This window comes from Pseudomonas sp. 21615526, assembly GCF_013386245.1.
GTDB lineage: Bacteria > Pseudomonadota > Gammaproteobacteria > Pseudomonadales > Pseudomonadaceae > Aquipseudomonas.
In genome coordinates, this window is the sequence record NZ_JACAOM010000074.1 from 24,485 (window position 1) to 47,107 (window position 22,623).

Here is a 22,623-nt window from a genome sequence, read left to right on the forward strand (position 1 = left end):
TGCACTCTTAAGGACGTCCGGCAAAACCCTCCTGAGCCTTGCCAAACTCGTTGAGCCCCAATACAGGCCCGGACCCAACTCACGTCAATTCAACGATCCTGGTCGTTACTGCTTTCAACCGGAAACCGGCCAAAAACGCGGTGACTGTCGTCCGGAAAGCAGGAGCATTCCCGATCACACCGCCAGCATCCGAGCGTTGTCGCATGCTGTAAAAATTCGCGTACCCCAGACACGCCAACGCGGGAGCAAGCTCCCGCGCGGCGACATCCTACCAGTCACCGCTTGTGAGCGGTCAACCGGGCGACCAAGTTACTTCTGGTCTTTGACTTCTTCGAACTCGGCATCGACAACATCGTCGTGCTTGGCTTCAGGTTCTGCCTGGTGTGCAGCACCATCAGCCGGCTGGCCTTGTTCGGCGTACATTTTCTGAGCCACTGGCGCAGAGACTTTCGACAGCTCTTCAACCTTGGCTTCGATAGCAGCCTTGTCGTCGCCTTTAACGGCGGCTTCCAGGGCAACTACTGCGGCTTCGATTGCAGTTTTCTCTTCGGCAGTCACTTTGTCGCCAGCGTCAGCGATCATTTTGCGAGTCGAGTGAACCAGTGCATCACCCTGGTTACGGGCAGCGGCCAGCTCTTCGAACTTGCGGTCTTCGTCAGCGTTGGCTTCAGCGTCACGGATCATCTGCTGGATTTCTTCCTCGGACAGACCCGAGTTAGCCTTGATCACGATCGACTGAGTCTTGCCGGTGGCCTTGTCTTTGGCGCCTACGTGCAGAATGCCGTTGGCGTCGATGTCGAAGGTCACTTCAATTTGCGGCACGCCACGTGGTGCTGGTGGAATCTCGGCCAGGTCGAACTTGCCCAGGGACTTGTTCTGACCGGCTTGCTTACGCTCACCTTGCAGCACGTGAATGGTCACGGCGCCCTGGTTGTCATCGGCAGTCGAGAACACTTGCGATTTCTTGGTAGGAATCGTGGTGTTTTTCTCGATCAGCGCAGTCATCACGCCGCCCATGGTTTCGATACCCAGGGTCAGCGGGCTTACGTCCAGCAGCAGAACGTCTTTCACGTCGCCGGCCAATACCGCGCCCTGGATGGCAGCACCCATGGCAACTGCTTCGTCCGGGTTCACGTCTTTACGCGCTTCTTTACCGAAGAACTCGGTCACCAGCTTCTGAACCAGTGGCATACGGGTCTGACCGCCCACCAGGATCACGTCGTTGATCGCGCCAACGTCGATACCCGAGTCTTTCAGCGCAATGCGGCAAGGCTCGATGGTGCGTTGAACCAGGTCTTCTACCAGCGCTTCCAGCTTGGCGCGGGAGATTTTCACGTTCAAGTGCTTAGGACCGGTAGCGTCTGCAGTGATGTACGGCAGGTTCACGTCGGTCGAATTGCTCGAAGACAGTTCGATCTTGGCTTTCTCAGCGGCTTCTTTCAGGCGCTGCATGGCCAGCGGGTCACCCTTGAGGTTCATGCCGCTTTCTTTCTTGAATTCGTCAACGAGGTAGTCGATCAGACGAATGTCAAAGTCTTCACCGCCCAGGAACGTGTCACCGTTGGTGGCCAACACTTCGAACTGGTGCTCGCCATCGACTTCAGCGATTTCGATCACGGAAACGTCGAAGGTACCGCCACCCAGGTCGTAAACGATCACAGTGTGGTCGCCCTTGGCCTTGTCCATACCGTAGGCCAGAGCGGCTGCGGTTGGTTCGTTGATGATACGTTTCACGTCCAGGCCAGCAATACGGCCGGCGTCTTTGGTCGCCTGGCGCTGGCTGTCGTTGAAGTAGGCCGGAACGGTGATCACCGCTTCAGTCACGGCTTCACCGAGGTAGTCTTCGGCGGTTTTCTTCATCTTTTTCAAGATTTCAGCCGAGATTTGTGGCGGCGACATTTTCTGGCCGTTCACTTCAACCCAGGCGTCACCGTTGTCAGCCTTGGCGATTTTGTACGGGACCATCTTGATGTCTTTCTGTACGACTTCTTCGTCGAACTTACGACCGATCAGACGCTTCACCGCGTACAGGGTGTTATGCGGATTGGTCACAGCTTGACGCTTGGCGGACTGGCCCACGAGGATTTCGCCGTCGTTGGCATAAGCCACGATGGACGGAGTGGTGCGTGCGCCTTCGGCGTTTTCAATAACTTTGGATACGCCGTTTTCCAGCACGGAGACGCAGGAGTTGGTAGTCCCCAGGTCGATACCGATAATTTTGCCCATGATTTACTCTCCCGAAACTTAGATTTTTTTGCCGCAGCAGTGGTGGCTAACTGCGGCAGTACTTAAACGCTTGACTTATAGATGGGGCCGTTACGACTTATTTCAAGCCTGCTCATCAATAGAAGGTGCAACCGGTGCAGGAGCCTTGCTCACCACAACCATTGCCGGGCGCAGCAAGCGACCGTTGAGCTGGTAACCCTTCTGGAACACCTTCAATACGCTGTTCGGCTCAAGATCAGCGTTTTCCTGCATCGCCATTGCCTGGTGATGCTCGGCATTGAACGGCTCGCCGCCTTGCGGATCGATGGCTTCCAGCTGATAACGCTTCAGGGTGTCCTGGAACATTTTCAGGGTCAGTTCGATCCCTTCGCGCATTGGGCGGATGTTTTCGTCGTCCGGGTTGGACAGCTCAAGGCCACGCTCCAGGCTGTCGATGATCGGCAACAGATCACCGGCAAATTTTTCCAGGGCGAATTTGTGAGCTTTTTCTACATCCTGCTCGGCGCGGCGGCGGACGTTCTGCAGATCGGCGGCAACACGCAACGATTGATCCTGTGCGCCTGCCAATTGCTCTTCGAGCACTTGCACACGAGCGGCCAGGTCTTCACCTGCGGCCTGGTTGGCGTCTGGATTTTGCGTATCCTGCGTCTGTTCGTCAGCCATAGATTTCTCCTTTCAAAATCATGCGCGAACTCGACTCGCGCTTCTGTTCCGGTATATGGGGCCACAATTTTCAGGTTCAAGGGTTGAGGCGTTACCAAAAGTCTTTCACTTGTCCTGGATCAATTCTTATCAATCATTCCCTGTTGCGCTTAAAAAGCGATTTATTCAAGCAAATCGGACTAAGCATCAGGATTGTCACCTCCAAATAAAACACTGTATAAATAACCAGACCTAAAGCCTGGGAGCGGCCGTCATGCTGGTGCACCTGTCCGTACATAACTACGCCATCGTTGAACATCTGGATCTTGAACTGGATCGCGGGATGAGCGTAATCACAGGCGAAACCGGCGCCGGCAAGTCGATCATGCTCGACGCTCTGGGCCTGACCCTGGGTGATCGCGCCGACAGCGGGGTGGTACGCCCGGGCGCCGACAAGGCCGACATCCTCGCCACCTTTGACCTGGCCGATATCCCGGAAGCCGAGGCCTGGCTTGCCGAGCGCGACCTTAACAATGAAGGCCCGTGCATCCTGCGCCGGGTGATCACGGCCGAAGGGCGCTCCCGCGGCTATATAAATGGCACGCCCTGCCCGCTCGGCGATTTGAAAGCCCTGGGCGAACTGCTGATCGATATCCACAGCCAGCATGAACACCAGTCCCTGCTGAAAACCGACACCCATCGCCGACTCCTCGACGAATACGCCGGTGCCACCGATCTTGCGCGCCAGGTGCAATTGGCTGCGCAGCGCTGGCGCCAGACCCGCCAGGAGCTGGAGCGCCTTTCCAACTCCGGCGATGAGCAGCGTGCCCGCCACCAATTGCTCAGCTACCAACTGGAAGAGCTGGAAAGCCTGGGGCTCGGCGAGACGGAACTGGAGCAACTGGAACAGGAACACAAGAACCTCACCAACGCCGAAACCCTGCTGGGCATCTGCCGGCAAGTGGTGGAGCAGTGCAGCGAAAGTGATTCCGGCAATGTGCTCAACGCCCTGACTGCAAGCCTGAACCGACTATCCAGCGTGAATAACGCATCAGGCTCGCTGAACGAAGCCACCACCTTGCTGACCAGCGCGCAAATCCAGGTAGAAGAAGCCGTGGGCGAGCTGAACCGCTTCCTCGATCACTTCGATGCCGACCCAGCCCGCCTGCAGGATATAGAAGAGCGCCTGGATACCATCTACACCCTGGCGCGCAAACACCGGATCCAGCCGACCGAAGTCGCAACCATGCAGCAAAAGCTGCTGGATGAAATTGAAACCCTGAACGCCAACGACGAATCCATCGAGCGGCTGGGTGAAGAGCTGGCGTCCTTCGCTCGCCATTATCACGAGAAAGCCCGAGAGCTCAGCGACCTGCGCCATCAGGCAGCGACCGGCCTGGCCAGCGCGGTGGAGCAGGAAATCCAGCGCCTGGGCATGCCCGGCGGGCGCTTCACCATCGAGCTGCACACCAATACCAGCAATGAGCTGCTGCCCAACGGCCTTGAACAGGTAGAACTGTTGGTCAGCGCGAACCCGGGCCAGCCACTCAAGGCACTGGCAAAGGTAGCTTCCGGCGGCGAGCTGTCGCGGATCAGCCTGGCGATTCAGGTGATCACCGCCCAGACCTCTCGCGTGCCCACGCTGGTATTCGATGAAGTGGACGTAGGGATCGGCGGCCCGACTGCCGAGATCGTGGGCCAGTTGCTGCGCCGGCTGGGCGATCGCGGCCAGGTACTGACCGTCACCCACTTGCCACAAGTAGCCGCCCAGGGGCATCAGCACTTGTTCGTGCACAAGGTGCGAGGCAGCGATGCGACCCATACCGCCGTGTCCAAGCTGAACAAGACTGAACGGGTAGAAGAAGTGGCGCGGATGCTCGGCGGCATCGACCTGACCAAGGAGTCCTTGGCTCACGCGAAAAAAATGGTGGTAACCGCGAAGGTCTGAAGCCTGGCTTACTGAGTATTTTCTTTCTATAGAAAGCACGAAGGCGACCCTAGGGTCGCCTTCGATCGTTTCGCAGAGCGAATCTGCGTAGCTTTCTTACTTTTTCTTACGTATGTAGAGAACCAGATTGTGGTCCACCAAATCGAATCCATGCTGCTCAGCGATCATATGCTGGAGCTTCTCGATTTCCGGACTGGTGAACTCGATAACCTCATTGGTATCCAGGTCAACCATGTGGTCGTGATGACCGCCGTCGGCCAATTCGAACACTGCATGACCGCCGTCGAAATTATGACGAACCACCAGTCCTGCTGCTTCAAACTGGGTCAGAACACGGTAAACCGTGGCCAGGCCGACGTCCTCGTTAGACTCCATCAGCGCCTTGTATACATCCTCGGCACTCATGTGGCGCTGCTCAGCAGAATCGAGCATTTGTAGAATCTTGACTCGTGGCAGAGTCACTTTAAGACCGGCTTTGCGTAGTTCGCTATTTTCAACCATGGTTAGCTTTCTCGCGGATGCTGCTTCGCAGCTTCTCTTAATACGGGTATGATCGGCGTTTACGTTGTCCCAGCCAAGATAGTGGAAGTCGCCCACCGATGCAAAACACCAAGCTCTTGCTAACCAGTTTCACCTTTGTGGGACTGCTCGCACTCGCCGGTTGTTCATTCCCCGGGGTTTACAAAATCGACATCCAGCAGGGCAATGTCGTCACGCAGGACATGATAGACCAGTTACGCCCGGGAATGACCCGACGGCAAGTACGGTTTATCATGGGCAATCCCCTGCTGACCGACACATTCCATGCCGATCGCTGGGATTATCTCTATAGCATCCAACCTGGTGGCGGTGAACGCCAGCAGGAGCGGGTCAGTGTCATCTTCAATGGCAATGACCAGCTCGTCAGCCTGTCGGGGGACTTCAAACCGGGCGTAAGCCGCGATGAAGCCTTGCTGGGCAAGGACAACGGCACCACCGCTCCTGCGCCCGCGCAGAACGAGGAGAAGCCCAAGTCCGAGGTACCGGCCAAGCCCGGCTCCTTGCTGGACGAGATCCAGAAAGGCGTCGACGGCGTACAAACCGTTCCGGTGCCGACTCCAGAACCCCTGGATGCCAGCCCGCAATAAGTTTGCAGCGCTCGATAAAAAGCCCGGCATGCCGGGCTTTTTGTTGCCTGCTGTTTCGCAAGCTATGAATTCTGCTGCTTTGCCTTGGCAGCCTTGGCTGCACGCAAACGACGTATCTCCATCGGATCTGCGAGCAATGGCCGATAGATCTCGATTCGGTCTCCAGCCTGCACCACACGCACGTCAGCGTCTGCCACCACCTTGCCGAAAATCCCCAAGGGGCAATCCTGCAGATTCAGCTCCGGAAATTGCGCAGCCATCCCCGAGCCCAACACTGCGGCCCTGAGGGTTGAGCCCGGTGCTACTGCCAGGCTCATCAACACCTGGCGATCCATCGCGGCATACACCACCTCGATTTCAACCAATGGCTCAGCCATGCATTTGCTTGGCGCGCTGGCAAAACGCGTCCACCAGAGTATTGGCCGCCTGATTGAACAGTGGCCCCAGGGTGGCACGCACGATAGGGCCGGCATAGTCGAACGACAGGTCCAGGCTGATCTTGCAGGCTTTCTCGTTCAACGCCTTGAACACCCACACACCGTGCAACTGAGTGAACGGACCTTCTTCGAGATTCATCTCGATGGACTGCCCGGGCACCAGCGTGTTGCGCGTGACAAAGTGCTGGCTCAAGCCGCCCTTTGCCACCCCCACGCTGGCAACCATGTGCTCATCACTGCTCTCCAACACCTCGGCAGTCGAACACCAAGGCAGGAACTCCGGGTAACGCGCCACGTCGTTGACCAGGTCATAGAGCGCCTGTGCCGGATAAGGCAGCAGGGCCGAACGTTGAATATGCGTCGTCATGTGAGCGTTATTTCCACAGCTGAGCGGCAAACATCGCGAAAGGACAACAGGATTCGCGAAAGAAAAAAATCAAAAACCAGCCTGCATTGTCCGGGATTCATTCAACACGCTCAAGCACGCAGGTTGACCGTAGCCGACGCGCTCGCAACTCCCTATAATGCCGCCCCTATGGCTAAACAAAAGAAACACCCAACAGGGACCATCGCGCAAAATAAAAAGGCGCGACACGATTACTTCATCGAACATCGTTTCGAGGCTGGTCTGGTCCTGGCCGGCTGGGAAGTAAAAAGTCTGCGTGCCAGCAAGCTGCAGCTGGTCGACAGTTATGTGCTGCTCAAAGACGGCGAGGCATGGCTGCTCGGCAGTCATATCACGCCGCTGATGACCGCGAGCACCCACGTGATCGCCGACCCGGTGCGCACGCGCAAGCTGTTGCTCAATGCCCGCGAGCTGGAAAAGCTCCACGCCGCCGTGCAGCAAAAGGGCTACGCCTGTGTCTGCCTGTCGTGGTACTGGAGCAAGCACCTGGTCAAGTGCGAGATCGCACTGGGCAAGGGCAAGAAGGAATACGACAAGCGTGATACCGAGCGCGAGCGCGATTCCAACCGGGAATTGCAGCGTGCCGTGCGTAACAAGGGCAAGGAAGACTGACTTTCTTGTGACTTGATGTGGATGAGGGAGCCGGCTCCCTCATCCACAGCATTTGCTACATCCCTTTGCGCCGCTCCGCCCGGGCCATGCGCTGAACCTCCTGCCGCACTTCCTCCAGCACTTCCTGCACATACAGCAGGTGACGTGTTGAGACTTCCCGTGCCTGCTCTGCACGCCCCTCGATAATCGCCAGATACAGGTCCCGATGCTGATTGATCAGCATGTCGCGGGTCTCCGTACGCTGCTGGTACATGCCGCCAATATTGGTCACCACATTACGCTTGAGCAGGTCGAACAAGCCGCGAATGGTGTGCAGCAATACCGCGTTATGGCTGGCCTCGGCGATGGCCAGGTGAAACCTCGCATCCGCCGCGCCCTCTTCCGCCCGGCTCACTTCATCCGAGCGCGTGTAGCAATCCTGCAACTCCTCGAACGCTGCCGTTAGCCGCTCGCGGTCCACCTCAGTGGCACGCAACGCTGCGTAATACGCGCACGAGGCCTCCAGGGTCTGACGAAACTCCAGAAGATCACGCTGAGCCTCCGGATTATTTTCCAGCAGATGCAGCAGCGGATCACTGAAGGTTGAACCCAGCGACTCCACCACATAATTGCCACCACCTTGGCGACTGATCAGCAAACCTTTTGCCACCAGCTTCTGGATCGCCTCACGCAACGACGGCCGCGACACCCCGAACTGCTCGGCCAGTGCGCGCTCGGCCGGCAAGCGCTCGCCCGACTTCAGCGTGCCCTCAAGGATCATGCCCTCAAGCTGCTCGACGATGTCGTCAGACAAACGGCGCTGACGCACCTGATCAAACCCCATAACTCACTCTCCACCATCCCGACCACTCGCCGGGGCCCCTATTCTGGCCTATCGCCGCGTATCCGGCACCTATCAGAACGCCCTCGTTTAAGCCAATCAGCCCCCACCAACCCCGACCTACGACCAAAGATTCACAAGCGGCAAATTGACACATCCCCCAGAAGGCTTTTAACCTAGCCAACGGTGATTGTAAATTGGTAATACCAATTACCCAAATCATCCAAGCAGTGCCTGACCAACAACAATTAGGGGCCACCCCATATGCAAACCTGGCAACAGCTCTACAGCCCGCTCGGCAGCCTCGGCCTGTCCGCACTGGCCGCCGTCATTCCTATCGTATTTTTCTTCCTGGCCCTGGCGGTGTTTCGCCTCAAAGGCCACGTTGCGGGCAGCATCACCCTGGCACTGTCGATCCTGGTGGCGATCTTTGCCTTCCAGATGCCGGTCGACATGGCGCTCGCCGCCGCCGGTTATGGCTTCGCCTACGGCCTATGGCCAATCGCCTGGATCATCGTCGCCGCCGTATTCCTGTACAAACTGACGGTCAAGAGCGGCCAGTTCGAAATCATCCGCAGCTCCGTGCTGTCGATTACCGACGACCAGCGCCTGCAAGTGCTGCTGATCGGCTTCTGCTTCGGCGCGTTCCTGGAAGGCGCCGCCGGTTTCGGCGCACCGGTGGCGATTACCGCCGCACTGCTGGTAGGCCTGGGTTTCAACCCGCTGTACGCCGCCGGCCTGTGCCTGATTGCCAACACCGCCCCCGTTGCGTTCGGCGCACTGGGGATTCCGATCATCGTGGCCGGGCAAGTGACCGGGATCGACGCGTTCAAGATCGGCGCCATGGCCGGCCGCCAGTTGCCGCTGCTGTCGCTGTTCGTGCCGTTCTGGCTGGTGTTCATGATGGACGGCCTGCGCGGCGTCAAGGAAACCTGGCCTGCCGCGCTGGTTGCGGGCCTGAGCTTCGCCGTTACCCAGTTCTTCACCTCGAACTACATCGGCCCGGAACTGCCGGACATCACCTCGGCCCTGGCCAGCCTGATTTCCCTGACCCTGTTCCTGAAAGTCTGGCAGCCCAAGCGCAATGCCGGCGCGCAAATCGTTGGCGCAACGTCCGGCACTGCCGTCACTGCCAGCGCCGGGGGCTTTGGCCTGCCTCGCAACACCCTGGCTTCGCCTTACAGCCTGGGGGAAATTTTCAAGGCCTGGTCGCCGTTCCTGATCCTGACCGTGCTGGTCACCATCTGGACCCTCAAGCCGTTCAAGGCGATGTTCGCCGCCGGCGGCGCGATGTACAGCTCGGTATTCAACTTTGCGATCCCGCACCTGGATCAACTGGTGATCAAGGTTGCGCCCATCGTTGCAACCCCGACAGCCATCCCGGCGGTATTCAAGCTTGATCCGATTTCCGCGACCGGCACGGCGATTTTCTTCTCCGCCCTGGTATCGATGCTGGTGCTGAAGATTGATTTCAAAACTGGTCTGACCACCTTGAAAGAAACCTTTTATGAGCTGCGCTGGCCGATCCTTTCCATCGGCATGGTGCTGGCCTTTGCCTTCGTCACCAACTATTCGGGCATGTCATCAACCATGGCCCTGGTGCTGGCGGCTACCGGCGCGGCATTCCCGTTCTTCTCGCCATTCCTTGGCTGGCTCGGGGTATTCCTGACGGGTTCTGATACTTCATCCAACGCCCTGTTCAGCTCGCTGCAAGCCACCACCGCGCACCAGATCGGCGTCAACGACACCTTGCTGGTAGCAGCGAACACCAGCGGCGGCGTGACCGGCAAGATGATCTCGCCGCAGTCGATCGCCGTGGCATGCGCCGCGACTGGCCTGGTGGGCAAGGAATCCGACCTGTTCCGCTTTACCCTCAAGCACAGCCTGTTTTTCGCGACGATCGTCGGGCTGATCACCTTGGCCCAGGCTTACTGGTTCACCGGTATGCTGGTGCACTAAGACCTGCACGCGATAGGGTAAGAACCGACGCCGGGCAGCGATTCCGGCGTCTGCTATTTCTGGAGGACCGATGAGCCTGCCTGCTGCTTTTCTGAGCGACGCCGCACAACTGATCCCGAAAGATCGTCGTTTCGACGATCCACTTTCCACACTCGCCTTCGGCACCGACGCGAGTTTTTACCGACTGATCCCACAACTGGTAATCCGTGTTGAGTCGGAAGATGAAGTGGTGGCGTTGCTGCAACTGGCTCAACGCGATCGCGTGCCGGTGACCTTTCGTGCGGCGGGCACCAGCCTTTCCGGCCAGGCCATCAGCGACTCGGTACTGATCGTGCTGGGGGACAATTGGAACGGGCGCGAGATTCGCGGCCAGGGCACACAAATCCGCTTGCAGCCCGGCGTGATCGGGGCGCAGGCCAACGCCTGGCTGGCACCGTTCGGGCGCAAGATCGGCCCGGACCCGGCGTCGATCAATGCCTGCAAAATTGGCGGCATCGTCGCCAACAATGCCAGCGGCATGTGCTGCGGCACGGCGCAGAATACCTATCACACCCTGGCGGGCATTCGCTTGGTACTGGCCGACGGCAGCCGCCTGGACACGGAAGATCCGGCCAGTGTTGCGGCCTTTCGCCAACGTCACGGCGACCTGCTTGAACGCCTGGCAACCCTGGGTCGCGAAACCCGGGCAAATGCTGAACTGGCTGCAAAAATCCGCCACAAATACCGTCTGAAAAATACCACCGGGTTGTCACTCAACGCCCTGGTGGATTTCGACGAGCCACTGGATATCCTCAGCCATTTGCTGGTCGGCTCCGAAGGCACCCTGGGCTTTATCAGCGCAGTGACCTACGACACGGTGATCGATCACCCCAACAAAGCCTCGGCCCTGATCGTGTTCCCGGATGTGGAAACCTGCTGCAACGCGGTGACCGTACTCAAAACCCAACCTGTTTCAGCGGTTGAACTACTGGACCGCCGCAGCATGCGTTCGGTGCAGGACAAACCCGGCATGCCGGCTTTCGTACAGCAGCTATCGGAAAATGCCTGCGCCCTGCTGATCGAATCCCGCGCCGCCTCGCCCTCGCTGCTGCATGAGCAACTGGCGCTGATCATGGCCTCCCTGGCCAGCTTCCCAGTGGAGAAACAAGTCGACTTCACTGAAGACCCGGTGGAAAACGCCCGCCTGTGGGCGATCCGCAAAGACACTTTCCCCGCCGTGGGCGCCGTGCGTAAAACCGGCACCACCGTGATTATCGAAGACGTGACCTTCCCGGTGGAACAACTGGCCATTGGCGTTAATCGCCTGATCGAGCTGTTCGACAAACATCACTACGACGAAGCGATCCTTTTCGGACACGCCCTGGAAGGCAATCTGCACTTCGTCTTCACCCAAGGCTTCAACAGCGCGCAAGAAGTCGCACGCTACCAGGCGTTCATGGACGACGTCGCCCAGTTGGTGGCCGTGGAGTTTGGCGGCTCGCTGAAGGCCGAGCATGGCACCGGTCGCAACATGGCGCCCTTCGTCGAGCTGGAATGGGGCAGCAATGCCTACCAATTGATGTGGCAGCTCAAGCGCCTGCTCGACCCCAACGGCATTCTCAACCCGGACGTGGTGCTCAGCGAAGACCCGCAAATCCACCTCAAGCACCTCAAGCCACTGCCCGCCGCCGACGAGCTTGTGGATAAGTGCATCGAGTGCGGTTTCTGCGAACCGGTTTGCCCGTCGAAAGGACTGACCCTGAGCCCGCGCCAGCGCATTGTGATCTGGCGCGATATCCAGGCCAGGAAACGCGCCGGTATCGACACCACTGAACTGGAAGCGGCGTATCAATACCAGGGCATCGATACCTGCGCGGCCACCGGGCTTTGCGCCCAACGCTGCCCGGTAGGCATCAATACCGGCGACCTGGTGAAAAAGCTGCGCAGCCGCGACGCCGACCGTACGAAAACCGCCGAATGGTTGTCGACGCATTTCGCCACGGCACTGCAAGGTGCGCGCTTCACCCTGCACGTAGCCAACGGCGCGCGCATGCTGCTGGGCGCGCCGCGACTGGCGAAGCTCTCGGCCACGGTAACCCGGCTGTCCAAGGGGCAAATCCCCCAGTGGACCAACGCCATGCCGCAACCGGAAAAGGCCATTCGCTTCAGCCCCGCCGTGAGCGATGAGCGACCCCGCGTGGTGTACCTCGCCGCCTGCGTATCACGCGCGATGGGCCCGGCAGCCGGCGACCACGAACAGATGTCGCTGTACGACAAAACCCGTGGCCTGCTGGAAAAAGCCGGTTATCAGGTAGTCTTCCCCGACAATCAGGACAACCTCTGCTGCGGCCAACCATTTGCATCCAAGGGCTACGCCGAACAAGCCGAACACAAACGCCAGGAACTGATCGGCGCCCTGCTCCACGCCAGCCGTGGCGGCCTCGACCCGATCTACTGCGACACCAGCCCGTGCACCCTGCGCCTGGTCCAGGACCTGGCCGAAACCCGTCTCGACCTCTACGACCCCGTGCGTTTTATCCGCACGCACCTGATGGACCGCCTCGACTTCACCCCCCAGGAAGCCCCGATCGCCGTGCACGTCACCTGCAGCACCCAACACCTGGGAGAGAGCCAGGCGCTGATCGACCTGGCCAGGCAGTGCAGCAAAAACGTGGTGATCCCCGAAGGCATTCATTGCTGCGGGTTTGCCGGCGACAAAGGCTTCACCACGCCCGAACTGAATGCCCACTCGCTACGCAGCCTGAAGGACGCGGTGCAGTATTGCAGCGAAGGCATCTCCACCAGCCGTACGTGTGAGATTGGCCTGACACAACACGGTGGAATTGATTACCACGGCCTGGTGTACCTGGTGGATCGAGTGACTCAGGCGCGCGCCCACTAGGGCCGCCCTCTTTGGGTGCAAAACCTAATGTTTTCGGGGTTTTTCGACTAATCCAGCGACAAAACAGAACCCCTGCGCGCCGGCGTAGTCATCTGCATAGGCCTCGACAAACGAGGCTTATCAGTGACCTCGCTGGCTGCACGGAAAACCGGCAGCATCGAGCCCTATTTGCACAAGGAGATACCCATGAAGCGTTCCGCTCTTGCTGGTTTGTTCATTACCGCTGCGATGCTGGCGTCCCCCGCGTTTGCGGCTGGAACAAAAGACGATCTGTGCCAAATCAACCTGGACAAAATCAACAACGGTAAAGCGTTGCTCGCCACCGACACCAGCGGCAAATCTGGCGAAATCGACACCGCCGTTTCCCAAGCCAAGGCAGCCCATGCGGCAGGCGATGACAAGAAATGCATCGAGATCACCTCCAAGGCCCTGCAAAGCCTGCAAGACTCGGACAAAGGCGGCAATCAGTAACTCGCTGATTGCCCGAGGCCAACCTTCGGGTTGGCCTTCTGTGACCGATTGACGTACACTGCACAGGCTTGTCACTCACTAAGAAACAACGAGTTACAAGCACGGGGCCGTTTAGGATTCGACGCCGGTTGCGAAACTTTAGGTGCATGCCGAGTTGGTAACAGAACTCGTAAATCCACTGTTGCAACTTCTTATAGTTGCCAATGACGAAACCTACGGGGAATACGCTCTCGCTGCGTAAGCAGCCTTAGCCCTTCCCTCCTGGTACCTTCGGGTCCAGCAATCATCAGGGGATGTCTGTAAACCCAAAGTGATTGTCATATAGAACAGAATCGCCGTGCAGTACGTTGTGGACGAAGCGGCTAAAACTTACACAACTCGCCCAAAGCACCCTGCCCTTCGGGTCGCTGAGGGTTAACTTAATAGAAACGGCTACGCATGTAGTACCGACAGCGGAGTACTGGCGGACGGGGGTTCAAATCCCCCCGGCTCCACCACTTCATCATCTAAAGACGTCCACGGACGTCTTTTTTTGTGCCTGAAATTCAGTAACCAGCAGATGCCGACAACGAACTCACAACCGGGCCACTGGCGATTGTTCCAAGTCGTCTTCGTACTCGCCACGGGGGGTCACCATCGAACTGCATAGCACACCGATTTCGAACAGCAGCCACATCGGCACAGCAAGCAGCGTCTGCGAAAAAATATCCGGCGGCGTAAGAATCATGCCAACCACAAAGCAGCCTATGACCACGTACGGACGAATCTTCTTCATGTATTTGACGTCTACGATGCCGATCCACACCAGCAGCACCACGGCAACGGGAATCTCGAACGCGACGCCAAAAGCGAGAAACAACGTCATGACGAAATCCAGGTAACTGGCAATGTCGGTCATCATCGACACCCCTTGCGGGGTGACGCTGGCGAAGAAGTGGAAAATCAACGGGAACACAAGGAAGTAGGCGAACGCCATGCCTGCGTAGAACAGGGCAATGCTGGAAATCAGCAGCGGTACCGCGACGCGCTTTTCGCGCGTGTACAAACCTGGCGCGATGAAACCCCAGATCTGATAAAGGATCACCGGCATAGCCAGGCACAACGCGACCATAATGGTCAGCTTGAACGGTGTAATAAATGGCGACGCCACATCGGTGGCAATCATCGTCGCACCTTCAGGCAAGAATTTGCGCAACGGCGCCGAGACGAATGTGTAGATCCTCTGCGTGAAGTAGAACAGTCCGCAGAAGATCACGAAGATCGCCAGCACACAACGCAGCAAACGCGATCGCAGTTCGGTGAGGTGTGAGACCAACGACATTGGCTGGTCGTTTTCCGGGATTTCGCTCATGGGACTCGTGGTCATGATGTCGGCTCATTGGTGCAATGCGCGTTCATCGAGACTGGCTCAGCCGGAAGAGCAGGCTGCACTGGCTCGAACTCAACCAGCGGCGTGTGTTCTTCCTGCGCGGGGATATGCTCGTGACGCAATTGGCGGCGAATTTCGTCAGCGCCGAGTTCACGCTCGACGTCCTGTTTGATGATGTTGAAGCTGCGTTTCAAACGCCCAACCCAAAGCCCGGCAGTACGCGCGGCACCCGGCAGTCGCTCGGGGCCCAATACCAGCAGGGCAACGAGAGCAACCAGCAACAGTTCAGAGAAACTGATACCAAACATGCGTCACGACCTATTCTTTGCGGATGGGCTCTTCGAATCGTGGTGCTGTGGCGTCGAGGGTCTGCGGCTGATACAGCGGCTGGACTGGAGGTTGTCCGCCAGTTTTTTCTTCATCACTCATGGCTTTGCGAAACCCCTTGATCGACTCACCGACATCGGTACCCAGGGTCTTGAGTTTCTTGGTGCCGAAAACCAATACGACCACCACCAGAATGACGATCCAGTGTTTCCAGTCAAAAATGCCCATGTCACGTGCCTCTTAAGCCTACAAATCGGCTGTTTTGGAGATAGCCCTTAAGCGTCAGACATGCTGACCTCAGACCGTCGACTGTACGTCTGACGCCCGAAGGCGCAAACGACATATTTCCCTTACTTCCGGCCAATTTCGTTTCAGCATCGACGCGCCTCGAAAAATGAGTTGCTATGGCGTAACTCGAGGGTTATCTATAAAAAAAGCCTTCTGAATATTTGAGGTCGCTCAACATGCATCGCGTTGGATTCTTCGTTTGCCATGGTCACGATGCTCTGGATCTTGCAGGGCCACTTTCTGCTTTTAATCAGGTGAGCACCGCTGCCGGCCATACCCCTTATGATCTTCGTGTCATCTCGACGTCCGGTGGGCTGATTGTTGGCAATGCAGGCCTGCCGATCGAAACAAGGCCGGTCGGCAACCGCAAGTTTGATACCGTGGTGTTTGTAGGCGGAGATATCGAGCCGATGCAGTCACCGGAGAACATCGCGGTTGCCAAGCAATTGGCCTCCAAGGCCTCGCGCGTGGCAAGTGTGTGTACAGGGGCTTTTTTGCTGGCGGAAACCGGCCTGCTGGACGGTCTGAGAGCAACAACGCACTGGAGCTACACCGCACAATTGCAGATGCGCTTCCCCAATATCAGGGTTGAGGGCGATAGCATTTATATCGCGGATGGACGCATCTGGACATCGGCGGGCATCGCCTCCGGAATCGACTTGACGTTGGCCATGATTGAACGAGATATGGGCGCGGAAACTGCGCGCAAAGTCTCCAGGCTCCTGGTCGTTCCCTATCGTCGGCCGGGAGGCCAGTCCCAATTCTCCGCGATGTCACAAATGGAGCCAGAGTCGGATCGCATCCGCATCGCCCTGAACTTTGCCAGAGAACACCTGGCAGAGTCGCTGCCTGTCGAGCGACTTGCTGACGCCGCGAGATTGAGCCTGCGACAGTTCGGACGAGCATTCCGCCGAGAAACGGGTGAAACGCCGGCCAAAGCGGTCGAGCGCTTGCGAGTTGAGGCGGCGTGTTTGCGTCTGCAAGACGGGAGTGAACCAATCGAGCAGATTGCGCTGGCCATAGGGTTCACCGATCCAGAACGCATGCGCAGAGCCTTCGTCAAAATCTACGGGCATCCACCGCAATCCATTCGACGTGAGAGCAGGCTCAGCGGTAGCAGTTGATGGTTCGATGGCCCATCAAGGCTTCGGCAGACCGAAGAGTTTCACCCGGGAATCGCCATCACTTCACCTTAAAGGGCGTGATCGTTCCACATGTCGCGATGCAACTTCCAAACGCCATCCTGTTTCAGGAAGATCAGCGTCTGTTTCCCGCTGTACTTGAGCGTTCCATCGGCATCACGGATCTCGGCATCCGATACTTCGGTAACGGTCTGACCGTCACCGTAAAACTCGTAATTGGCGAAAGACACGGTGTCGGACCTGGCCCCAACATGTTGTTTGCTGAAGTATTCCGTGATTGCCGCGGCTCCAGTGATTTTGCCGCCTCCAGGTGGCAAGAGTGCGCCATCCTTCGTATAAAGACGGCCGATCGCCGCATAATCACCTTGTCCGTAAGCTTGCGCAAATCGTGCATTCTCGGCTTTGATGGCCGCCTCAGGCGGGCGCTGCTGGTCACCTGCAGATGCCTCTACAGAGAAGGTAAACAGCGAGACGCAGGCTGTGAGAGCAGCGGCAATAATATGAAACTTCATCTAATGATTTCCCATTTTGACTTGAGTTAATGAGTGCTGCGCCGGATTGAACAGATCGGGCGCGTGTCAATCGGGCATCATTAGGAGTAAGGGATGCGGCCATAATGATGCCTGCCACTTGTTTCAGCGAACGCCCGGAATTCGTGCGAGCCCCTTGGATGCGTTAGGCAATATTTTGTCGACCATCGCGATGACTTCCGGCCGAGCGTCTCTGGGGTGACCGGAGTGGAACGGCGGATCAGGATCGTATTCAATCGCCAGTTGCGTGAATTCGGCGTCCAGGTTCCCGCGCATTTTCGCGGCAACGCGAATGGCGAAGTCGATGCCTGCCGTTACGCCACCGCCGCTCATGAACCGGCCGTTGTCGTCCTCTACGAAACGATCCGGAACGCCGATCGCGCCATATTCAGCCAGTTTGTTGACGAAGGCCCAGTGGCAAGCGCTTCGCTTACCGTTGAGAACGCCGGCGGCGGCCAGTACGAGCGATCCATTGCAAACCGATGTAATGTGCTTGGCCCCTTCAGCCAGCCGCCGGATCTGCGCCAGGTACTCCGGTTGCATCGGCGCCGATAAATCAGACCCGCCGGGAACCAGGATTAAGTCTGTCTGCTTGATATCAGCCAGTCGTTCGGTGTTGCCGTACACGACCCCAAATTCGAGGGTCACGTTGCCCCCATTGAGGCTTGCATAGCGAACATTTGTATTGGGCAGCCGGTGAAAAATCTCGCTAGGGCCAGCGAAATCGAGAAGCGTACCGCCGTCATAATTTACGATCAAAATATTGAAAGGCTCATCTGGGGCAAGTAGCCCCTTGCTGTCAGCCTGGGCAAAAGCGGACGTGGCATTGCCGAGCAAGGCACCGCCCCCCAGGATCGAGCCGAGCGTGGCAATACTTCCGAACTTGAGAACATCGCGTCGGGAACTGCCCACATTGATAGGCCGCTTGCCAGTTGTGTTGTTTTCATTATTGTCGGTCAAGATATTTCTCCTTGCGCCAGCCCTTCCCGCGGTCGCAGATGAAGTTGGGCTGGACTGAAGAACCACCACGACGAAAAGCGTGGCTGGGTGTGATTGAGAGCGGACGAGCCGAAAATACGTCTAGGCCCCCCGAGCAGGAAACCAAGGTCTCACAGTTGCGAGGCACCGCCATCGACGACCAATTCAGTGCCGACGACGTAGCAGGATTCGTCGCTGGCGAGATAGAGCGCCGCGTAGGCAATGTCCTCGGCCTTACCCATGTGGCCTACCGGGACGAATTTCGCGAACTCATTCTTGAAGTGCTGAAGATCGTGCTCTGACATTCCCCATTTACCGAGCAGCGGTGTGTTTATCCCGCCCGGTGCGATTGCGTTGAAGCGGATCTTCCGGTCCAGGAATTCGAATGACCAACTCCGGGCGAGAGACCGCACGGCGGCCTTGGCAGCAGCAGTCAGGGAAATGTTGTGCTTGCCCGTCTGTGCAACAAACGATGTATTCAGAATAAATGAGGCGCCCTCCCGCAAGTCCGGCAGCACCGCCTGAAGTGTGAACACCACGCCCTTGACGTTAATGTCCATGATCTCGTCGTAGAGTGCTTCGTCGATATCGTTGATTGCTGATGGGAACGCTCGGCCCGCATTGGCAAACACGACATCCAGGCCACCGAACGTTTCCTTGATCTCGGCGGCAATCCTGCGCATGTCCTTGATCGAACGTACGTCGCCCTTGAGAACGAGCGCATTCTCACCAAGCTCGGCTTTCACTTGCTCAAATACGGCATCATCGCGCCCCGTAACGGCTACCCGGGCGCCTTCTCCAATGAAGAGCTTCGCGGTCGCGAGGCCAATGCCACTGGTACCGCCGGTGATCAAAGCTGTCTTGTTCTTAAGCCTCATCTTCTGTGCCTCTCTTTGCTTCGTGATTGATCAGGCCCTCGCTCATTGCACAAACACGTTTGTGCGCATGGCGCGCGCTTGATTTCCTGGGCAAATTATGGAAACAGACCCTGATGGCGTAAAGGTCGTATAACCCTCAAAAAACGCCACACCAAGAGGCATCCGAGCATGTGGAGAATTCAGCGTCGCGCCCTGCCTGCACGGGTGGGTACAAGCCTGCGAAAACCTCGCTTCGCTGAACGCGCTCAATAGTGGCAGTGGAGTTTACGTCTACGACGCGGAGCTGGATAAGCAATCAGGATTTGCCATCCCGCGAGAATGGGTAACACCGACAAGGTCAGGGAGTCGTAATAGAAGGCGCCGTGATATTTTGAGCGCAACTTTTCAACTTGGCTCCCTTCTATCAGACAACCGGAAGTCCGATATCCATGCTCAAGCCCTCTCTATTTCTGGCCCTCGCCACCCTCTCCACCCTCGCCAACGCCGACCTCGCAGGCGTCTGGCAGGGCATTCTCGGCAAGACGCCAATCACCGCATGCTTCAACGCCTCGCCCAATACAGGCGGCAGTTACTACTACCAGCGCTTCCTGACACCGATCCAGCTCACCCAGGAAACACCCGATGCTCCCTGGGCCGAAGAAGGCAACAGCGGCGTCTGGCAATTGGAGGCGCCACAGGGCGATTCCCTGAAAGGTTCCTGGAGTAAGACCAAGGGCAGCAATCCACTGCCCCTGGCATTGCAGCGCATGGCAACGCCGCCCGAAGGTTGTGCCAGCGATGCGTATAACGCTCCCATGGAAGCCGCGCCCCTACCGGTCAAGACGCAGAAGCAATCCTTCGCCGGGCACAGCTACCAGCTAAAGACCCAAGGCGCCCAGGTCACGCTCAAGCTTGAGGGCGACAGCCCGGCAATTCAGAAGATCAACCGGCAGTTGGCAAGCCTGGCCGTCAGCGCTGAGGATCAAGCCAATTACTTCAGCGAACGACGGGAATACCTTGGACGCAACGGTGCGGCCTATACCAGCGAAATCAGCGTCGAACCCACGTACTGGTCATCCCAGTGGATCACCGTCAGGTTTTACCGATGGGCCGCCGGTACGGGCGCCAGGGGTATCAGTTGGGGGCTGCATTCCTGGAACCTGCAAACCGGCGAAAGCGTTGACCCATGGACTTGGCTCGGCGGGCACCAGGAATGGTATGACGCTTACTCCGGCCATCTGAAACTGCCCGCCACATTCAGCGCCTGGCTGGAGAAGCAAACCACCACCGATGAAGGTTGCCCGGCAATCACCAGTTACTCGAGCTTCGACCTGAGCTTCGACACTCAAGGCATGAAGCTGTCGACACCGGCCAATGGCGACGGTTGCGACAATGACCTGAGTTTCACCTGGGAGCAGCTGGAGCCTGTTTTGTCGGCCAAGGGTAAAGCCGCGCTTGCCAGCTTGAAGATGCCTTGAGTGCATAACCATCACGCGATGGTGCAGATGCTGATCGGCGGCGATCCTTTACGCTGGCGTTTGCTGGACATCGTCCGCGCCCTCGCCCTCCCCGACTGCTGGATCGGCGCCGGCTTCGTACGCAACGCGGTATGGGATCACCTCCACGGTCGCCCCCTATCACCACTGACCGGTGACGTCGACGTACTGTGGTTCGACGCCACCTGCACCAGCCCCGACGAAGACCGCCGCCTCGAAGCCCTCTTACACGCAGCCGAACCCTCCATCGACTGGTCCGTCAAAAACCAGGCCCGCATGCACCTGCGAAACGGCGACGCGCCTTACCGCAACGCCAGCGACGCCATGCGCTTCTGGCCCGAAACCGCCACCGCAGTAGCCGTCAGAAGAACCGCAGAAGACCTATGCGAAGTTTCAGCCCCTCTCGGCCTGGAAGACCTGTTCAATCTCCAACTCAAACCCACGCCCCGCTTCACCCAGGAAAAACACGCCATCTACCAACAACGCATCACCTCCAAACGCTGGCTAACCCACTGGCCACTGCTGAAACAATCCTGACCCTACAAAAACCTCACATTCATTCACGAATTATTAAGAATCGCCCTCGTATACTCACCGATCGCCCGGACTGTTCCCCCGAACGGCCCCCTGCCCCGGTAGCCAGAATCCATGACGCGTTCCGCTCCTCTGCTGCTCCTGCTCGCTGCGCTGTTGTTTTTCTTTGCCCTTGGCAATCACGAGTTGCAAGGCTCGACCGAGGCCCGTGTGGCCGGGATCGCCATGGCGATGCACCTGGATAACGATTGGGTGGTACCGCGATTGTTTCGTGAACCGTTCCTGGAGAAACCGCCGCTGAGCCTGTGGCTCGACGCCGGCGCGATCCGGCTGTTTGGCGGTACCACGTGGGCAGTGCGTCTGGCGTCCGCGTTTGCCGGGCTGTTCAGCGTGATGCTGCTGTACGGAATGCTGCGCAAGTTTGGCCGGCCCAAGACGCTGGCGTTTGTCGCGGGCCTGATGCTGGCGACCATGGCCAGTTACTGGAGCAATGTGCGCGGCGTCGGTGAGGATTCGCTGCTCACCCTCGGGGTCACCATGGCTCTGCTGGCGTTCTATCAGGCCGCTCGGCCCGCGTCGGAGCGTGACAGTTCCAACCTGGGCACCTGGTTACTGTTCACCCTCGGGATGGTGATCGCCACCTTGAGCAAAGGGGTTCTGGGCCTGGCCATGCCGGGTGTGGTGATCTTCGTCTATCTGGCCAGCACCAGCCTGATGGACAAACAATTCAAGCTGGGCGACTGGATCAAGCCCGGGCTGTTCACGCTGCTGGCGCTGGTGCCGCTGATGATCTGGCTGGGTTTCCTGTACCAGCGCGACGGGTTGCAGGGGGTACGTGAAGTGCTGCTGACCAACAGTGTCGGGCGCTTCAGCGGTTCGTTTGTCGAAGCCGGTCACTATGAGCCGATCTATTACTACATCGTCAAACTGCCCGAAGCCTTTTTGCCCTGGAATATCCTGGTGTACCTGGGGCTGTGGCACTTCCGTAAAAGCCTGGTGCGCAACCGCTACCGGCTGTTTTTCAGCATATGGCTGGTGGCGCAGTTCACCCTGCTGACGTTCGCCTCCAGCAAGCGCACGGTTTATCTGATGGCCTTGACGCCCGCCGCGGCAGTGCTGGCCGCCGAGTATGGCGGCGTGCTGCTGGGCTGGCTGAAAAGTCGTGGGCAGGTTTCACACGTTGCCGAACACGTTTATGAAAACCGACGGGGTCTGGTAGGTGGCTTCTTCACCGTGGTGGTGGCCTGCTACCTGATTGCCGCTTTCTGGTTCGCGCCCAAGGCCGATGTGCGCCAGTCGTTTGTGCCGGTAATCAGCCAGATCCAGGCGATGCAGGCGCAGGGCAAAGAGGTGGTGTTGTATCAGGCCAACGAGCGAATCGCCGGCGCCGGGGTGTTCTACATGCAGGGCTATTTGACGATTCTGCAGACGCCGGAGGAACTCAAGAGTTACCTCGCGGCCAAACCCGGCAACGTGGCCCTGGTGGACAATACTGACCGGCTGAACGTCCCGGTGACGGTGGTCAAGGAGATGGCGATCAACCGTCAGCCGTACTATTTCGTCGAGCAGTAGG

At 58.2% G+C, this 22,623-nt stretch carries 22 protein-coding genes and 1 other RNA gene; 11 read left to right on the plus strand and 12 right to left on the minus strand.

All coding sequences use genetic code 11. The features are described from left to right. Window positions 1-309: 309 nt before the first annotated feature. Window positions 310-2,226, minus strand: a complete 1,917-nt coding sequence (dnaK, locus tag HX786_RS21220) for a molecular chaperone DnaK (RefSeq protein WP_003212222.1) — start codon at window positions 2,224-2,226, stop codon at window positions 310-312. A 102-nt stretch (window positions 2,227-2,328) separates the two neighbouring features. Next, complete coding sequence (grpE, locus tag HX786_RS21225; protein ID WP_003212224.1) at window positions 2,329-2,889, minus strand: nucleotide exchange factor GrpE; 561 nt, start codon at window positions 2,887-2,889, stop codon at window positions 2,329-2,331. A 253-nt stretch (window positions 2,890-3,142) separates the two neighbouring features. Between grpE and recN the strand changes: the two genes are divergently transcribed. After that, window positions 3,143-4,816, plus strand: a complete 1,674-nt coding sequence (gene recN / locus HX786_RS21230; RefSeq protein ID WP_087693402.1) for a DNA repair protein RecN — start codon at window positions 3,143-3,145, stop codon at window positions 4,814-4,816. 96 nt (window positions 4,817-4,912) lie between these two features. On the opposite strand, the gene fur is transcribed toward recN, so the two are convergent. Further along, window positions 4,913-5,317, minus strand: a complete 405-nt coding sequence (gene fur / locus HX786_RS21235) for a ferric iron uptake transcriptional regulator (protein WP_003212228.1) — start codon at window positions 5,315-5,317, stop codon at window positions 4,913-4,915. Window positions 5,318-5,415: 98 nt separating this feature from the next. Between fur and HX786_RS21240 the strand changes: the two genes are divergently transcribed. Then, window positions 5,416-5,943: an outer membrane protein assembly factor BamE gene (locus HX786_RS21240; RefSeq protein ID WP_003212232.1), complete on the plus strand. Its 528-nt coding sequence runs from the start codon at window positions 5,416-5,418 to the stop codon at window positions 5,941-5,943. A gap of 62 nt (window positions 5,944-6,005) precedes the next feature. On the opposite strand, the gene HX786_RS21245 is transcribed toward HX786_RS21240, so the two are convergent. Both HX786_RS21245 and HX786_RS21250 read right to left on the minus strand, forming a co-directional pair. After that, window positions 6,006-6,320: an RnfH family protein gene (locus HX786_RS21245; RefSeq protein WP_178912553.1), complete on the minus strand. Its 315-nt coding sequence runs from the start codon at window positions 6,318-6,320 to the stop codon at window positions 6,006-6,008. Further along, window positions 6,313-6,747, minus strand: a complete 435-nt coding sequence (locus HX786_RS21250) for a type II toxin-antitoxin system RatA family toxin (protein WP_003212236.1) — start codon at window positions 6,745-6,747, stop codon at window positions 6,313-6,315. Before HX786_RS21250 ends, HX786_RS21245 begins: the two co-directional genes overlap by 8 nt. A 168-nt stretch (window positions 6,748-6,915) precedes the next feature. Between HX786_RS21250 and smpB the strand changes: the two genes are divergently transcribed. Further along, window positions 6,916-7,398, plus strand: coding sequence for an SsrA-binding protein SmpB (smpB, locus tag HX786_RS21255; protein ID WP_003212238.1), 483 nt, complete (start codon window positions 6,916-6,918; stop codon window positions 7,396-7,398). Between the two features lie 55 nt (window positions 7,399-7,453). Here the strand turns inward: smpB and HX786_RS21260 are convergent, their stop codons facing one another. Then, window positions 7,454-8,221, minus strand: coding sequence for an FCD domain-containing protein (locus HX786_RS21260; protein ID WP_003212240.1), 768 nt, complete (start codon window positions 8,219-8,221; stop codon window positions 7,454-7,456). 261 nt (window positions 8,222-8,482) lie between these two features. Between HX786_RS21260 and HX786_RS21265 the strand changes: the two genes are divergently transcribed. The 4 genes from HX786_RS21265 to ssrA all read left to right on the plus strand — a co-directional run bounded on the left by HX786_RS21265 (window position 8,483) and on the right by ssrA (window position 14,026). Beyond that, window positions 8,483-10,177, plus strand: coding sequence for a lactate permease LctP family transporter (locus HX786_RS21265; protein ID WP_178912554.1), 1,695 nt, complete (start codon window positions 8,483-8,485; stop codon window positions 10,175-10,177). Between the two features lie 70 nt (window positions 10,178-10,247). Continuing rightward, on the plus strand, window positions 10,248-13,058 hold the full coding sequence (locus tag HX786_RS21270) for an FAD-binding and (Fe-S)-binding domain-containing protein (protein WP_178912555.1): 2,811 nt from the start codon (window positions 10,248-10,250) through the stop codon (window positions 13,056-13,058). Between the two features lie 186 nt (window positions 13,059-13,244). Further along, window positions 13,245-13,529, plus strand: a complete 285-nt coding sequence (locus HX786_RS21275; protein ID WP_008436825.1) for a hypothetical protein — start codon at window positions 13,245-13,247, stop codon at window positions 13,527-13,529. Between the two features lie 103 nt (window positions 13,530-13,632). Continuing rightward, window positions 13,633-14,026: a transfer-messenger RNA gene (gene ssrA / locus HX786_RS21280) on the plus strand. 77 nt (window positions 14,027-14,103) lie between these two features. Here the strand turns inward: ssrA and tatC are convergent. From tatC to HX786_RS21295, 3 genes are read right to left on the minus strand one after another with little or no spacing between them, the layout of a single operon-like run. Next, complete coding sequence (gene tatC / locus HX786_RS21285; protein ID WP_043226579.1) at window positions 14,104-14,880, minus strand: twin-arginine translocase subunit TatC; 777 nt, start codon at window positions 14,878-14,880, stop codon at window positions 14,104-14,106. An 11-nt stretch (window positions 14,881-14,891) separates the two neighbouring features. Then, the gene (gene tatB / locus HX786_RS21290) at window positions 14,892-15,206 is read right to left on the minus strand and encodes a Sec-independent protein translocase protein TatB (RefSeq protein ID WP_003212255.1); all 315 of its coding nucleotides are present in this window, start codon (window positions 15,204-15,206) and stop codon (window positions 14,892-14,894) included. 10 nt (window positions 15,207-15,216) lie between these two features. After that, window positions 15,217-15,453: a twin-arginine translocase TatA/TatE family subunit gene (locus tag HX786_RS21295; protein ID WP_003212256.1), complete on the minus strand. Its 237-nt coding sequence runs from the start codon at window positions 15,451-15,453 to the stop codon at window positions 15,217-15,219. A gap of 236 nt (window positions 15,454-15,689) precedes the next feature. On the opposite strand from HX786_RS21295, the gene HX786_RS21300 reads away from it, so the two are divergent. After that, complete coding sequence (locus HX786_RS21300; protein ID WP_003212258.1) at window positions 15,690-16,637, plus strand: GlxA family transcriptional regulator; 948 nt, start codon at window positions 15,690-15,692, stop codon at window positions 16,635-16,637. Window positions 16,638-16,705: 68 nt separating this feature from the next. Here the strand turns inward: HX786_RS21300 and HX786_RS21305 are convergent, their stop codons facing one another. The 3 genes from HX786_RS21305 to HX786_RS21315 all read right to left on the minus strand — a co-directional run bounded on the left by HX786_RS21305 (window position 16,706) and on the right by HX786_RS21315 (window position 19,041). After that, window positions 16,706-17,167, minus strand: coding sequence for a DUF4440 domain-containing protein (locus tag HX786_RS21305; RefSeq protein ID WP_003212260.1), 462 nt, complete (start codon window positions 17,165-17,167; stop codon window positions 16,706-16,708). 123 nt (window positions 17,168-17,290) lie between these two features. Next, window positions 17,291-18,145, minus strand: coding sequence for a DJ-1/PfpI family protein (locus tag HX786_RS21310; RefSeq protein ID WP_003212262.1), 855 nt, complete (start codon window positions 18,143-18,145; stop codon window positions 17,291-17,293). Between the two features lie 149 nt (window positions 18,146-18,294). Further along, on the minus strand, window positions 18,295-19,041 hold the full coding sequence (locus HX786_RS21315) for an SDR family oxidoreductase (RefSeq protein ID WP_003212263.1): 747 nt from the start codon (window positions 19,039-19,041) through the stop codon (window positions 18,295-18,297). Between the two features lie 428 nt (window positions 19,042-19,469). Here HX786_RS21315 and HX786_RS21320 point away from each other — a divergent pair, with 428 nt between their 5' ends. The 3 genes from HX786_RS21320 to HX786_RS21330 all read left to right on the plus strand — a co-directional run bounded on the left by HX786_RS21320 (window position 19,470) and on the right by HX786_RS21330 (window position 22,622). Further along, on the plus strand, window positions 19,470-20,498 hold the full coding sequence (locus HX786_RS21320) for a hypothetical protein (protein WP_003212264.1): 1,029 nt from the start codon (window positions 19,470-19,472) through the stop codon (window positions 20,496-20,498). 18 nt (window positions 20,499-20,516) lie between these two features. After that, entirely contained in the window at window positions 20,517-21,053 is a 537-nt protein-coding gene (locus HX786_RS21325) for a nucleotidyltransferase family protein (protein ID WP_178912560.1), read from the plus strand. A gap of 111 nt (window positions 21,054-21,164) precedes the next feature. Further along, a complete protein-coding gene (locus HX786_RS21330) occupies window positions 21,165-22,622 on the plus strand; it encodes a glycosyltransferase family 39 protein (protein ID WP_178912556.1) in 1,458 nt (485 codons plus the stop codon). The last annotated feature ends 1 nt before the right edge of the window (window position 22,623 follow it).

What these genes read in the sequence shown, in the direction of transcription:
- HX786_RS21260 (WP_003212240.1), bottom strand. Translation starts at nt 8,221, where the DNA reads ATGGGGTTTGATCAGGTGCGTCAGCGCCGTTTGTCTGACGACATCGTC.
- dnaK (WP_003212222.1), bottom strand. Translation starts at nt 2,226, where the DNA reads ATGGGCAAAATTATCGGTATCGACCTGGGGACTACCAACTCCTGCGTC.
- HX786_RS21240 (WP_003212232.1), top strand. Translation starts at nt 5,416, where the DNA reads ATGCAAAACACCAAGCTCTTGCTAACCAGTTTCACCTTTGTGGGACTG.
- HX786_RS21320 (WP_003212264.1), top strand. Translation starts at nt 19,470, where the DNA reads ATGCTCAAGCCCTCTCTATTTCTGGCCCTCGCCACCCTCTCCACCCTC.
- smpB (WP_003212238.1), top strand. Translation starts at nt 6,916, where the DNA reads ATGGCTAAACAAAAGAAACACCCAACAGGGACCATCGCGCAAAATAAA.
- fur (WP_003212228.1), bottom strand. Translation starts at nt 5,317, where the DNA reads ATGGTTGAAAATAGCGAACTACGCAAAGCCGGTCTTAAAGTGACTCTG.
- HX786_RS21325 (WP_178912560.1), top strand. Translation starts at nt 20,517, where the DNA reads ATGGTGCAGATGCTGATCGGCGGCGATCCTTTACGCTGGCGTTTGCTG.
- HX786_RS21250 (WP_003212236.1), bottom strand. Translation starts at nt 6,747, where the DNA reads ATGACGACGCATATTCAACGTTCGGCCCTGCTGCCTTATCCGGCACAG.
- grpE (WP_003212224.1), bottom strand. Translation starts at nt 2,889, where the DNA reads ATGGCTGACGAACAGACGCAGGATACGCAAAATCCAGACGCCAACCAG.
- HX786_RS21270 (WP_178912555.1), top strand. Translation starts at nt 10,248, where the DNA reads ATGAGCCTGCCTGCTGCTTTTCTGAGCGACGCCGCACAACTGATCCCG.
- HX786_RS21275 (WP_008436825.1), top strand. Translation starts at nt 13,245, where the DNA reads ATGAAGCGTTCCGCTCTTGCTGGTTTGTTCATTACCGCTGCGATGCTG.
- tatC (WP_043226579.1), bottom strand. Translation starts at nt 14,880, where the DNA reads ATGAGCGAAATCCCGGAAAACGACCAGCCAATGTCGTTGGTCTCACAC.
- HX786_RS21300 (WP_003212258.1), top strand. Translation starts at nt 15,690, where the DNA reads ATGCATCGCGTTGGATTCTTCGTTTGCCATGGTCACGATGCTCTGGAT.
- HX786_RS21295 (WP_003212256.1), bottom strand. Translation starts at nt 15,453, where the DNA reads ATGGGCATTTTTGACTGGAAACACTGGATCGTCATTCTGGTGGTGGTC.
- HX786_RS21315 (WP_003212263.1), bottom strand. Translation starts at nt 19,041, where the DNA reads ATGAGGCTTAAGAACAAGACAGCTTTGATCACCGGCGGTACCAGTGGC.
- recN (WP_087693402.1), top strand. Translation starts at nt 3,143, where the DNA reads ATGCTGGTGCACCTGTCCGTACATAACTACGCCATCGTTGAACATCTG.
- HX786_RS21305 (WP_003212260.1), bottom strand. Translation starts at nt 17,167, where the DNA reads ATGAAGTTTCATATTATTGCCGCTGCTCTCACAGCCTGCGTCTCGCTG.
- HX786_RS21330 (WP_178912556.1), top strand. Translation starts at nt 21,165, where the DNA reads ATGACGCGTTCCGCTCCTCTGCTGCTCCTGCTCGCTGCGCTGTTGTTT.
- HX786_RS21245 (WP_178912553.1), bottom strand. Translation starts at nt 6,320, where the DNA reads ATGGCTGAGCCATTGGTTGAAATCGAGGTGGTGTATGCCGCGATGGAT.
- tatB (WP_003212255.1), bottom strand. Translation starts at nt 15,206, where the DNA reads ATGTTTGGTATCAGTTTCTCTGAACTGTTGCTGGTTGCTCTCGTTGCC.
- HX786_RS21265 (WP_178912554.1), top strand. Translation starts at nt 8,483, where the DNA reads ATGCAAACCTGGCAACAGCTCTACAGCCCGCTCGGCAGCCTCGGCCTG.